Here is a 13,764-nt window from a genome sequence, read left to right as displayed (position 1 = left end):
GAGACGAAAATGGAATTTCTGGCATTTCTTTACACGGTGCTGCTGGTGGCCATCTGCCTGATGATGGCGCTGCTGCTCTACCGCTCGGCAAAGCCGACGGCCAGCCGGGACGATACGGAACTGAAGGAATGGCTGCGCCAGCAGCTGGATGCGCAGAACCGTCAGATGGAAGCGAAGCTGGCAGAGATGTCTCAGCAAAACCTTGCCGCCATGGGGCAGATCAGCGAGACGCTGCAGGCTTCGGTGCAGAGCATGAGCACTGCCCTTGCTGCCGGGCAGGGCAGTCAGCAGCAGACCATGGAGCAGCGGCTGCAGGGGCTGGAAGCCTCTAATTCCCGTAAGCTGGAAGAGATGCGCCGCACCCTTGCCGAGGGCCTGACCACCTTGCAGACCCAGAACGCCCAGAAGCTGGACGAGATCCGGCATACCGTGGACGAGCAGCTGCAGGATGCCCTGCAAAAGCGGGTGACCGAGAGCTTCAAAGCGGTCAATGACCAGCTGGAACAGGTATATAAGGGTCTTGGCGAGATGCAGAACCTTGCCGCCGATGTGGGCGGGCTGAAACAGGTGCTTTCCGGCGTGAAGACCCGCGGCATTCTGGGCGAGATCCAGCTGGGTGCGATCCTGGAAGAGATCCTTGCCCCGGAACAGTACGACACCAATGTGGCCACCATCCCGGGCAGTACCCAGCGGGTGGAATATGCCATCCGGATGCCCGGCGCGGACGGCAGCACGGTCTGGCTGCCCATCGATTCCAAGTTCCCGGGCGACACCTATGCCCATCTGCAGGACGCGCAGGCTTCCGGCGACGCACAGGCCGTGGAGAATGCCCGCCATGCACTGGAACTGGTGCTGCGCAGCGAGGCCAAGGACATCCGGGAAAAATATGTGGAGCCGCCCTATACCACGGCCTTCGGCATCCTGTTCCTGCCGTTTGAGGGCCTGTATGCCGAGGTGGTGAACGCCGGTCTGCTGGAAGTGCTGCAGCGGGACTATCAGGTGAACATCGCGGGCCCCAGCACCATGGCGGCGCTGCTCAACAGTCTGCAGATGGGCTTCAAGACCCTTGCCATCCAGAAGCGCTCCGGCGAGGTGTGGCAGCTGCTGGGTGCGGTAAAGACCGAATTTGACAAGTTCGGGCAGGGACTTTCCAAGATGCAGCAGCGTCTGCGCCAGACCGACGAAGAGCTGGATAACCTCATCGGGGTGCGCAGCCGTGCCATCAGCCGCAAGCTGCGGGCGGTGCAGACCATGGACGAGGGCGCTGCCGCCGCGCTGCTGGAGCTGGACAACGAGCCGGGCAGACCGGTGGCGGCACATCTGCCGGAGAATGGGGAAGAGCTCTGATGTGCAGAATATTCCCGCGTTATCCCTTGCGATTTTTCTGACGATGTGGTATGATAGGAACTGTTCTCAGAAACAACCGCCGCAAAAACGCGGCACTGCATAAAAATATAAATAAGGAGACCGAGCATTATGAGCGTAAACAAGATCAGTGAAGCCATTCTGGGCGTTGGTGTGGATGATACCACCATCGACCTGTTCGAGAGCCAGTATCCGGTGCCCACCGGTGTCAGCTATAATTCCTATGTCATTCTGGACGAGAAGACCGCCGTTCTGGATACGGTGGATGCCCGCGCCACCGAGCCGTGGCTGGAAAACCTGACCGAAGCTCTGGCAGGCCGTAAGCCGGATTATCTGGTGGTCTCCCACATGGAGCCAGACCACGGCGCAAATATCGCAAAGCTGGCGGCACTCTATCCGGAGATGCAGGTGGTGGGCAACGCCAAGACTTTCCTGTATATGGATCAGTTCTTTGGTGCTGATGCTGTGGCAAAGGAGCGCCGCGTGGTGGTGAAGGACGGCGAGAGCCTGAGCCTTGGCACCCACACCCTGACCTTTGTCTTTGCCCCCATGGTGCACTGGCCGGAGGTCATGGTCAGCTATGAGAGCAGCGAGAAGGTGCTGTTCTCCGCTGATGGCTTCGGCCGCTTTGGCGCCGTGGCAAAGTTTGACGAAAAGGCCGACTGGGCCAGCGAAGCCCGCCGCTACTACCTGAACATCGTAGGCAAGTACGGCCCGCAGGTACAGGCGCTGCTGAAAAAGGCAGCGGCGCTGGACATCCAGACCATCTGCCCGCTGCACGGCCCGGTGCTGACCGGAGATCTGGGCAAGTACCTGAATTACTATGACATCTGGTCCAGCTACAAGCCCGAGGAGCCGGAAAAGATTCTTGTGGCAAGTGCTTCCATCCACGGCCACACCCGTGCAGCAGCCCACCTCATGGCAGAAAAGCTGCGTGCAAAGGGCGCAAAGGTAGTGGAGATGGATCTGACCCGCACCGATGTGTCCTATGCCGTCACCGAAGCCTTCCGCTGCGGAAAGATCGTGCTGGCCTGCGCCACCTACGACGGTTTCCTCTTCCCGCCGATGGAGAATCTGCTGACCCACCTCAAGACCAAGAGCTTCCAGAACCGCACGGTCGGCCTGATGGAGAATGGCACCTGGGCACCCATGGCCGCAAAGCTCATGCGCGCCGAGCTGGAAGGCATGAAGAACATCACGGTCTGTGAGAATGTGGTCACCATCCGTTCTGCCGCCAATGCCGCTGCAGAAGCCCAGATGGATGCTCTGGCTGCGGAGATCACGGAAAAGTAAACAGAATGGTCTGTACAGGGCCGCTGCCTGCCGAAGAGCCTCGGCGGGTAGCGGCCTTTTTGCAGCAATTGAACAATCGAAAGAAGCCTGATATAATACAATTAAAATTTGGGTCGGAGGAAATTGCGGATGTTAAAAACAATAAAGCGGAATATACTGCAATGGTGGAATGAACTGGATAAAAAATATTTTTTGGGAATGCTGCTTTTTTCATCCTTTGTGTTTTTTCCGCTTGTCAGCCAGCGTTTGACAAATGCTTATGACGGAATGTGGACAACGGCGGAATACCGGGTAGGCGGGTGGGAGCTTTCCAACGGACGATGGCTTTGGCCAGCGTTCAGCTTTTTACGGTTTAGCCTGCAGCTGGAACCCATCAACGCAGTGGTGTGTCTGATGCTGGTTTCTCTTGGAGTCACCAGACTTCATATGCTCTTCAAACCGGCATGGATGAGAACATCCTGCATTGACTGGCTCGCAGGATTATGCTATTTGGCTAATACCGTGATCGGTTGTTACCTCTCGTTTGCACATCAATCGGTCGAGTTTGGTTTGGCATTTTATTTGTCGGTGCTGGCAGCGGTCTGTGTGATCAGAAGCCGCAGCATTGCGGCAGGCGTTGCGCAGGGAGCATTTTTACTTGCGTTGAGTCTTGGACTCTATCAGACAGACCTTGCTTGCTTCTGCATGGTGCTGCTGGCGTGGTTTCTGGTACTGTTGTTCCGAGGTGAAGAAGGGATAAAGCTCCGGTGCTATATCGCAAAATGTCTGGGCAGTGCGGTGTGTGGCGCGGCGCTGTACTGGGGAATATTGCAGATTATTCTGAAGATTTCAGGTGTTGCAATGACGAATTATCAGGGCGGAGCAGATATTTCAGTGTCTGGAATCCTGAAAAATCTTCCTTCCAGCGTTGCAAAGTGCTATGAGCTTTTTTATCGGTATTTCTTTGGCACCCTTGTAAAACACAATATGCTGCAGGAAACTGCAGTTGTATTTGTTTTGATTTTTTGTGTGGTGGGTGCCGCGCTTGCGTGCAGAATGGTTCGGCTCATACGCCGGAAAGATTGGGAAAACGTTTTCTATGGCACGGCAGCGCTGCTGGTGCTACCCATGATGTGCACGGTATTTATGGTGGCAACCTCGCAGGCGTCGTTTTATATTCCCATGTCCGGAGGTCTGGCCTTGTTCCTGCCGGTCTGTTTCTGGCTATTGGACAGCAGCCGGGAGGGAGAAACAGCCTGTGATGCGTTCCGCAAATGCTGGAATAAAGCAGAAAAAGCACTGATCCTGCTGACGGCGGCTGCTGTCGTTTACGGGAGCGTATTCATGTCGGCGGTCGATCAGCAGGCGATGTATGAGGGCAGGCAGGCAACGAAAGAACTCTCTGACCTGATCGCACAGACGCTGGTGAGCGAAGGATATTACGATAACGAGATCCCGGTGATGCTTGTGGGAAATGCAAGCAGCAGCCCGTTGTTCCGCACCCATGAGCTATACCACACGGCAAACCCGTATGCGAGAGTGGGACTGTTTATGGCAGAGACGGCGGGTACGATCCGTTTTTCCTGGGATGCAGCTTTCCGCGATTATACGCCGATCTGGCTGAATCTGTGTGATGACAAAACTTATCAGAAACTTCTTGAAACGGAGGAAATCGCAGAGATGCCGACATTCCCGCAGGAAGGTTCCATCCGGAAAATGGATGGTGTGCTTGTGATAAAGGTCTCAGAAGAATATCATCTGGATGCAGACTGGAAAAATAAAATGATGAGCGGCGAATATGACTGATCCTGTTTGGGCGGAAATGATACAACCCCTTGCAAACTTCCGCGAAATGTGGTAGTATACATACGGTTATAAACCTGAATACTCCCAAACGCAGCGACGGAGAGAGTAGGTCTGTACCGCACGGCAAAGAGAGAAGCTTCACCGGCTGAAAGGGCTTCCGTGTGCGGGCTGGCTGAAGTTCGCTCCTGAGCGGTCTGTGCGAAAGGCGGAAGCTCACTAGCACAGAACGGTTGCGCCCCGTTACGGCGTTCTGAGAGCCGCCCGGCATCTGTGCACGGGTGGAAACCGGGTGGTACCGCGGAGCAGAAGAATTACGGCTTCGTCCCTTTTGCCTGAGAAATCGGGCAGGGGGACGGAGCTTTTTTGTTGCACTCCGCTCATCAACACGAAGAATAAAGGAGAGAACATCCATGCAAGCAATGATCGACGAGCTGGCAAAACAGGCCGCTGAAAGCCTTGGTCAGGTGTCCGGCAAGGAAACGCTGGCCTCCTTCTGGCAGGAGTACCTCAGCAAAAACGGCAAGATCCCTGCCCTGATGAAGAACCTGCGCACCGTTGCGCCGGAAGAGCGTCCTGCCATGGGCAAGATCATCAACGAACTTAAGGCCAAGGTGCAGGCAGACTATGACGCTGCCGCAGAACAGGTGAAGCAGGCAGAGCTTGCTGCCCGCAATGCTGCGGAGACGGTGGATATCACGCTGCCTGCCAAGACCCGCCCCATGGGCGGCCTGCACCCGCTGACCCTGATCACCAACCAGATCATCGACGTGTTCTCCGGCATGGGCTTTTCGGTGGGCACCTTCCCGGAGATCGAGGACGATGACCACAACTTTACCCGCCTGAACGTGCCCAAGGATCACCCGGCACGCGACATGCAGGACACCTTCTACCTGTCGGAGGAGTTCCTGCTGCGTACCCAGACTTCCGGCGGCCAGATCCGCACCATGGACGTTCAGAAGCCGCCCATCAAGATCCTGATGCCCGGCCGTGTGTTCCGCTCCGACTCCGACGCCACCCACAGCCCCATGTTCCACCAGATGGAAGGTCTGGTGGTGGATAAGGGCATCACGCTGGGCGACCTGCAGGGCGCACTGAACACCTTCGTGCAGAAGCTGTTCGGCGCTGACACCCGCACCCGCCTGCGTCCCTCCTACTTCCCGTTCACCGAGCCCAGCGTGGAGGTGGACGTGAGCTGCTTCGAGTGCCACGGCAAGGGCTGCCCGCTGTGCAAGCACACCGGCTGGATCGAGGTGCTGGGCGGCGGCGTTGTCAACCGCAAGGTGCTGGAGAACTGCAATATCGACCCGGACGAGTATTCCGGTTTCGCCTTCGGCATCGGCATCGAGCGTATCGCCATGCTGAAGTATGGCATCAACAACATCGGCCTGATGTTCGAGAACAACCTGCAGTTCCTCAAGCAGTTTCACGAATAAGAGGGGAGAGAAGAGACAATGAAAGTACCTTTCAGCTGGTTAAAAGAATTTGTAGACATCGACGTTACTGCGCAGGAACTGGAGGAAAAGCTCTTCTCCTGCGGCTTTGAGGTCGAAGAGCTGATCCCGCTGGATGCCGGCATCAGCAAGGTTGTCGTCGGCAAGATCGTGGAGATGGAAAAGCAGGAGGGCACCCACCTGACCAAGTGTGTGGTGGACTGCGGCGACTACGGCCACGACATCCGCATCAGCACCGGTGCCGCCAACATGAAGCTGGGCGACTGCGTGCCCGCTGCTCTGGATGGCTCCACCCTGCCCGGCGGCATCAAGATCAAGGCCCGCAAGATGCAGGGCGTGGAGTCCAACGGTATGCTGTGCTCCGGCGAAGAGCTGGGTCTGAACGACGATCTGTTCCCGGGCTCTGAGGTCTACGGCCTGCTCATCCTGCCCGAGGATTCTGTCCCCGGCACCGACATTGCTCCCGTGGTGGGTCTTGATGACTATATCTTTGATATCTCCATCACCGCAAACCGTCCGGACTGCCAGTCCGTTCTGGGCATCGCCCGCGAGGTGGCTGCCGTTCTGGGTAAGCCCCTGCACATGCCCGCCATGGACTACAAGACTGCCTGCGAGCCGGATGCGCCCATCACCGTCAAGGTGGAGGCACCGGACCTGTGCCCCCGCTACATGGCACACTATGTGCGCAACATCCGCATGGGCGAGTCTCCCCGCTGGATGAAGCGCCATCTGGCTCTGTGCGGCCTGCGCTCCATCAGCAACGTGGTGGATATCACCAACCACACCCTGCTGGAAATGGGTCAGCCCATGCACGCCTTTGACCTGAACAAGGTCGCCGGCCGCACCATCGATGTGCGCCGTGCCCATGAGGGTGAGAAGATCGTCACACTGGACGAGAAGGAATTTACCCTGAACCCCAACAATCTGGTCATCTGCGATGCCGAAAAGCCGGTGGCACTTGCCGGCATCATGGGCGGCGCAAACTCCGGCATGGACGAGAACACCACCAGCCTGCTGTTTGAGTGTGCCACCTTCGCCCGCGACTGCGTGCGTAAGACCAGCCGCGCTCTGGGCCAGAACAGCGACTCATCCGCCCGCTACGAGAAGGGTGTGGACCGCCACTCTCCTGAACTGGGTCTTGCCCGTGCCCTGCACCTGATCCAGGAGCTGGACTGCGGCGACATCACCACGCTGGAATATGACCTGACCGATGGCCGCCCGATGGAGCGCAAGCACATCGTTACCACCCCGGCTAAGATCTGCGGCGTGCTGGGCATTACCGTGCCGGATCAGACCATGATCGACATTCTGCAGCGTCTGGAGTTCACGGTGGATGTACAGGCCGATGGCAGCTGGGACGTGTCCGCACCCCTGTACCGCGAGGACGTGGAGAGCTTCCCGGATCTGGCCGAGGAGGTCATCCGTGAGTACGGCTACGACCACATCGTGCCCACCTTCCTGAACACCGCCTCCGTTACAAACGGCGGTCTGAACTACGACCAGAAGCAGCAGCTCAAGACCAAGCGTCTGCTGGCTGCGCAGGGCTTCTACGAGGCCTCCACGCTGGCCTTCTACTCCAACGCAGAACTGGATATGCTGCACATCCCGGCGGACGATGCTGCCCGCAAGGCCATTCGCATCCTGAACCCCATCAGTGAGAATCTGTCCATCATGCGTACCCTGCTGGCTCCCTCCATGCTGAATGTCATTGTGGACAATCTCAAGAAGGGCAACACGGAAGGCCGTCTGTTCGAGATGGCACCGGTGTATCTTGCCAAGGAACTGCCCATCAACGAGCATCCGCACGAGCGCCAGACCCTGTGCATCGGCGCATTCGGCCCTGAAGAAGATTTCTTCACCGTCAAGGGTGCACTGGAAGCACTGGCAGCCGGCTTTGGCCTGAGCTTTGACTACAAGCGCGAGACCACCTCTTGGCTGCACCCCGGCATCAGTGCTGCTGTTTACTGCGGTGACAAGCGTCTGGGTGTATTCGGCAAGCTGTCCAACGAGATCAACGGCGAGCTGGAAATTGCAAAGGATCAGAAAGACAGCCAGAATATTTATCTGGGCGAGCTGGATTACGAGGCCCTGATGTCCTGCGTGGACGGCGAGCTGCGCTATCAGCCGCTCAGCCCCTATGCTGCTGTCAAGCGTGATTTGGCACTGGTCTGCGATGAAAAGACTACCTGCGGCGAGATTGAAGAAACCATCAAGAAGGCCAGCCCTCTGGTGGGTGAGATCAAGCTGTTCGATATCTACCGCGGCGCAAATCTGGGCGAGGGTAAGAAGAGCATGGCATTCACCCTGTCTCTGTCCGACCCGAAGAAGGAAGTTTCCGCTGAGGAAGTGGAGCGTGTGGTCAAGAAGATCCTCGGCAACCTGAAGTTCAAGCTTGGCATCGAGATCCGCTAACTTTATTATATAAGTAATATAAGGCCGTCTGTGCAGGAATGTGCAGGCGGCTTTTTTGCGTAAAAAGAGAACGTTGAATACAAGAAAATGAACGTTTTTCAGCAGCGCAAGAAAAAAGATGAAAAAAGTTGTCAAAAAGTGTTGACAAGGGGGCGGGGGTGTGGTATTATACTTGAGCGCCAAGCGCTGAGGCAAAAGAATGACTTCCGAAGCCACAGCAGGAAGCCCTTGAAAAGAACCAATAGACGCTGAAAAAAGTTCCAGTTTGTTCTGAGAAACTTCTTGAGCGTCCAAGTTCAGAAAGTTCAAAAGCTTCTAAAAAATAAGGCTTGACAAAAAACCACTTCGGTGGTACAATAAACAGGTCGTCAGCCGCAAGGCTGAGGCGCACAGGACCTTGAAAATTGAACAATATCGAAAAACTTGTAAGGAACCTTTATGTGTTTGGAAAAACACTTAAAACAATTCCAAAAGTAATTCACACAGGACGCAAGCGATTGCGTGCTGAGCGAACAAGATTTAACACTTTTAAGTGATAAATATCATTTATAAAGAGTTTGATCCTGGCTCAGGACGAACGCTGGCGGCGCGCCTAACACATGCAAGTCGAACGAGCGAGAGAGAGCTTGCTTTCTCGAGCGAGTGGCGAACGGGTGAGTAACGCGTGAGGAACCTGCCTCAAAGAGGGGGACAACAGTTGGAAACGACTGCTAATACCGCATAAGCCCACGGCTCGGCATCGAGCAGAGGGAAAAGGAGTAATCCGCTTTGAGATGGCCTCGCGTCCGATTAGCTAGTTGGTGAGGTAACGGCCCACCAAGGCGACGATCGGTAGCCGGACTGAGAGGTTGAACGGCCACATTGGGACTGAGACACGGCCCAGACTCCTACGGGAGGCAGCAGTGGGGAATATTGCACAATGGGGGAAACCCTGATGCAGCGACGCCGCGTGGAGGAAGAAGGTCTTCGGATTGTAAACTCCTGTTGTTGGGGAAGATAATGACGGTACCCAACAAGGAAGTGACGGCTAACTACGTGCCAGCAGCCGCGGTAAAACGTAGGTCACAAGCGTTGTCCGGAATTACTGGGTGTAAAGGGAGCGCAGGCGGGAAGACAAGTTGGAAGTGAAATCTATGGGCTCAACCCATAAACTGCTTTCAAAACTGTTTTTCTTGAGTAGTGCAGAGGTAGGCGGAATTCCCGGTGTAGCGGTGGAATGCGTAGATATCGGGAGGAACACCAGTGGCGAAGGCGGCCTACTGGGCACCAACTGACGCTGAGGCTCGAAAGTGTGGGTAGCAAACAGGATTAGATACCCTGGTAGTCCACACCGTAAACGATGATTACTAGGTGTTGGAGGATTGACCCCTTCAGTGCCGCAGTTAACACAATAAGTAATCCACCTGGGGAGTACGACCGCAAGGTTGAAACTCAAAGGAATTGACGGGGGCCCGCACAAGCAGTGGAGTATGTGGTTTAATTCGACGCAACGCGAAGAACCTTACCAAGTCTTGACATCCCTTGACGATGCTGGAAACAGTATTTCTCTTCGGAGCAAGGAGACAGGTGGTGCATGGTTGTCGTCAGCTCGTGTCGTGAGATGTTGGGTTAAGTCCCGCAACGAGCGCAACCCTTATGGTCAGTTACTACGCAAGAGGACTCTGGCCAGACTGCCGTTGACAAAACGGAGGAAGGTGGGGATGACGTCAAATCATCATGCCCTTTATGACTTGGGCTACACACGTACTACAATGGCGTTAAACAAAGAGAAGCAAGACCGCGAGGTGGAGCAAAACTCAGAAACAACGTCCCAGTTCGGACTGCAGGCTGCAACTCGCCTGCACGAAGTCGGAATTGCTAGTAATCGTGGATCAGCATGCCACGGTGAATACGTTCCCGGGCCTTGTACACACCGCCCGTCACACCATGAGAGCCGGGGGGACCCGAAGTCGGTAGTCTAACCGCAAGGAGGACGCCGCCGAAGGTAAAACTGGTGATTGGGGTGAAGTCGTAACAAGGTAGCCGTAGGAGAACCTGCGGCTGGATCACCTCCTTTCTAAGGAGTCAGGCGAAAGAGCGACATCAAAGATGACGATCTTTCGGACAGGTAACAAACAAGCAGAGTAGATATTGTTCGATTTTGAGGGCCCTGAAGAGCGAAAGCTTGAAAGAACCTTCAAAGACGTACCTTGAAAACTGAATAATAACTGCGAAACAAAGATTATAGTAAGTTCTTTTTAAGAAATATTACAATTTCAAAAGGAAGGGTAACAATAATCTTCGTTGGCAAGAGAGAATCAAGAGGATACCAAATGTTCCAAGAGAACGTTTGAAAGGTCAAGCGAACAAGGGCGCAGGGCGAATGCCTTGGCACTGGGAGCCGATGAAAGACGTGATAAGCTGCGATAAGCTTCGGGGAGCTGCAAATAAGCATTGATCCGGAGATTTCTGAATGAGGAAACTCACCTGGGTTCATACTCAGGTACGTTATACTGAACTTCAAAATAGGTATATCGAGGGAACCGCCTGAACTGAAACATCTAAGTAGGGCGAGGAAGAGACATCAAACGAGATTCCGTAAGTAGTGGCGAGCGAACGCGGAAGAGGGCAAACCGAGAGTAGAAATACTTTCGGGGTACGGAGCGCATTTAGGACTTAAGTTGTTAACCGAACGGCATGGGAAGGCCGGTCAGAGAGTGTGAAAACCACGTAGGTGAAAACGACAAGAGCCGAGCGAATTCCAGAGTACGGCCAGACACGTGAAACCTGGTCGGAATACGGGGGGACCACCCTCCAACCCTAAATACTACCCAGTGACCGATAGCGTATAGTACTGTGAAGGAAAGGTGAAAAGCACCCCGGGAGGGGAGTGAAAAAGAACCTGAAACCCTGTGCCTACAAGCACCTAGAGCGCGTCAAAGCGTGATAGGGTACTTTTTGTAGAACGGTCCGGCGAGCGATTGTATGCAGCAAGGTTAAGGACTTAAGGTCTGGAGCCGAAGCGAAAGCGAGTTTGAAAAGGGCGTTAAGTTGCATATAATGGGCCCGAAACCGGGTGACCTACCCATGGTCAGGTTGAAGTGGAAGTAAAATTCCATGGAGGACCGAACCGACCTCCGTTGAAAAGGCGGCGGATGAACTGTGGGTAGCGGAGAAATTCCAATCGAACCCGGAGATAGCTGGTTCTCCCCGAAATAGTTTTAGGACTAGCCTCAAGTTAGATACCTGGAGGTAAAGCACTGAATAGCCTAGCGGCCGAGAGGTTAGCGAAGCTTATCAAACTCAGAATGCCAGAGTATTGATGCTTGGGAGTCAGACAGTGTCAGATAAATGTCATTGTCAAAAGGGAAACAGCCCAGATCTACAGCTAAGGTCCCAAAGTCAGGTTAAGTGGAAAACGATGTGAAGATACGCAGACAACCAGGATGTTGGCTCAGAAGCAGCCACTCATTCAAAGAGTGCGTAATAGCTCACTGGTCGAGCGTCTTTGCGCGGAGAATTTAACGGGGCTAAACCTGACACCGAAGCTTAGGCAATACAGCAATGTATTGGGTAGGGGAGCGTTGTATACGCGGTGAAACAGTAGCGTAAGCGGCTGTGGAGTGTATAGAAGTGAGAATGCCGGAATGAGTAGCGCGAATGCAGTGAGAATCTGCATGGCCGAAAGCCTCAGGTTTCTGGAGGAAGGTTCGTCCGCTCCAGGTTAGTCGGGAGCTAAGGTGAGGCCTAACGGCGTAGCCGATGCACAGACGGTAGAGATTCCGTCACCACCAAAAGAGTTAAGCACAGGGACACATATGAAGTCTCGGAGCCGGGTGTTGGTTCCGGTAGCGATCGAGGGAAGTTAGTACCGAAGTCCGGGATGGAAGATGGCGAGAAAAGCTGTGTGTATTTCTGCGGTGCCCGTACCGCAAACCGACACAGGTAGGTAGGAAGAAGATTCTAAGGCCAACGGGAGAAGGGTTGTTAAGGAACTCGGCAAATTGACCCCGTAACTTCGGGAGAAGGGGTGCTGCAGCAATGCAGCCGCAGAGAATCGGCCCAAGCAACTGTTTACCAAAAACACAGGTTTGTGCTAAATCGAAAGATGACGTATACGAGCTGACGCCTGCCCGGTGCTGGAAGGTTAAGAGGAGATGTGCAAGCATTGAATCGAAGCCCCAGTGAACGGCGGCCGTAACTATAACGGTCCTAAGGTAGCGAAATTCCTTGTCAGGTAAGTTCTGACCCGCATGAAAGGCGTAATGATTTGGGCACTGTCTCAACAGCCCGCCCGGCGAAATTGTAGTACCGGTGAAGATGCCGGTTACCCGCGACAAGACGGAAAGACCCCATGGAGCTTTACTGTAGCCTAATATTGGGTTTCGATGTTGCATGCACAGGATAGATGGGACACTGGGAAGCAGGTGCTTTGGCGCTTGTGGAGTGGCCGTTGGGATACCATCCTTGCGATATTGGAATTCTAACCTGCGCCTTTGAATCAAGGCGGGGGACATTGTTAGGTGGGCAGTTTGACTGGGGCGGTCGCCTCCTAAAGAGTAACGGAGGCGTTCAAAGGTTCGCTCAGCTTGAACGGAAATCAAGCAAAAGAGTGCAAACGCAGAAGCGAGCCTAACTGCGAGACTGACGGGTCGAGCAGTAACGAAAGTTGGAGTTAGTGATCCGGTGGTATGTGAGTGGAAATGCCATCGCTCAACGGATAAAAGTTACCCTGGGGATAACAGGCTGATCTCCCCCAAGAGTCCACATCGACGGGGAGGTTTGGCACCTCGATGTCGGCTCATCGCATCCTGGGGCTGTATTCGGTCCCAAGGGTTTGGCTGTTCGCCAATTAAAGCGGTACGCGAGCTGGGTTCAGAACGTCGTGAGACAGTTCGGTCCCTATCTGTCGTGGGCGCAGGATATTTGATGGGAGCTGTTCCTAGTACGAGAGGACCGGAGCGGACGTACCTCTGGCGCACCAGTTGTTCTGCCAAGAGCATAGCTGGGCAACTATGTACGGATCGGATAAACGCTGAAAGCATCTAAGCGTGAAGCCGACCCAAAGATAAGATATCCCATTGTTTCAAACAAGTAAGACCCCTTGAAGACTACAAGGTTGATAGGCACGATGTGTAAGTGGAGCGATCCATTCAGCAAGCGTGTACTAATAGGTCGAGGGCTTGACCACAATTCGCTTGAGACTCTGAGAGTCAACGAAAAAATGCTAGCAGTGATTATTCAGTTTTGAAGGCACGTCCTTCTAAGAAACACTGGACAAAGTACAACATGTATGTTATACTAGGCCAGTCAAATCGGTCGGTGTCGATGACGGTGAGGTTCCACCTGTTCCCATTCCGAACACAGAAGTTAAGCTCACTTGTGCCGAAAATAGTTCGCTGGAAACGGCGCGTGAAAATAGGTAGTCGCCGACTTGAACAGAAAGCTCTGAGATGGATGTCTCAGGGCTTTTTTGAAT

General features: G+C 54.4%; 5 protein-coding genes and 3 rRNA genes. All 8 read left to right on the top strand.

Annotation, left to right across the window (positions count from 1 at the left end; translation table 11 throughout):
* Positions 1 to 9: 9 nt before the first annotated feature.
* The 8 genes from MTP37_RS08540 to rrf all read left to right on the top strand — a co-directional run bounded on the left by MTP37_RS08540 (position 10) and on the right by rrf (position 13,720).
* Positions 10 to 1,347, top strand: a complete 1,338-nt coding sequence (locus MTP37_RS08540; protein ID WP_249236886.1) for a DNA recombination protein RmuC — start codon at positions 10 to 12, stop codon at positions 1,345 to 1,347.
* A gap of 129 nt (positions 1,348 to 1,476) precedes the next feature.
* Positions 1,477 to 2,658, top strand: coding sequence for an FprA family A-type flavoprotein (locus tag MTP37_RS08535; protein ID WP_249236885.1), 1,182 nt, complete (start codon positions 1,477 to 1,479; stop codon positions 2,656 to 2,658).
* 129 nt (positions 2,659 to 2,787) lie between these two features.
* A complete protein-coding gene (locus tag MTP37_RS08530) occupies positions 2,788 to 4,443 on the top strand; it encodes a glucosyltransferase domain-containing protein (protein ID WP_249236884.1) in 1,656 nt (551 codons plus the stop codon).
* Between the two features lie 410 nt (positions 4,444 to 4,853).
* Entirely contained in the window at positions 4,854 to 5,876 is a 1,023-nt protein-coding gene (gene pheS / locus MTP37_RS08525; protein WP_249236883.1) for a phenylalanine--tRNA ligase subunit alpha, read from the top strand.
* An 18-nt stretch (positions 5,877 to 5,894) separates the two neighbouring features.
* Positions 5,895 to 8,306, top strand: coding sequence for a phenylalanine--tRNA ligase subunit beta (gene pheT / locus MTP37_RS08520; protein ID WP_249236882.1), 2,412 nt, complete (start codon positions 5,895 to 5,897; stop codon positions 8,304 to 8,306).
* Positions 8,307 to 8,851: 545 nt separating this feature from the next.
* Positions 8,852 to 10,362 (top strand): 16S ribosomal RNA (locus MTP37_RS08515).
* Between the two features lie 279 nt (positions 10,363 to 10,641).
* Positions 10,642 to 13,476, top strand: a 23S ribosomal RNA gene (locus MTP37_RS08510).
* 127 nt (positions 13,477 to 13,603) lie between these two features.
* Positions 13,604 to 13,720: ribosomal RNA gene (gene rrf / locus MTP37_RS08505) — 5S ribosomal RNA — on the top strand.
* Together the 16S, 23S and 5S rRNA genes form the textbook arrangement of a ribosomal RNA operon.
* The last annotated feature ends 44 nt before the right edge of the window (positions 13,721 to 13,764 follow it).

It is taken from the genome of Faecalibacterium sp. HTF-F (assembly GCF_023347535.1).
Lineage (GTDB): Bacteria > Bacillota > Clostridia > Oscillospirales > Ruminococcaceae > Faecalibacterium > Faecalibacterium wellingii.
Note: the sequence above shows the minus strand (reverse complement) of the source record. Positions and strands in the feature narration are given on the sequence as shown.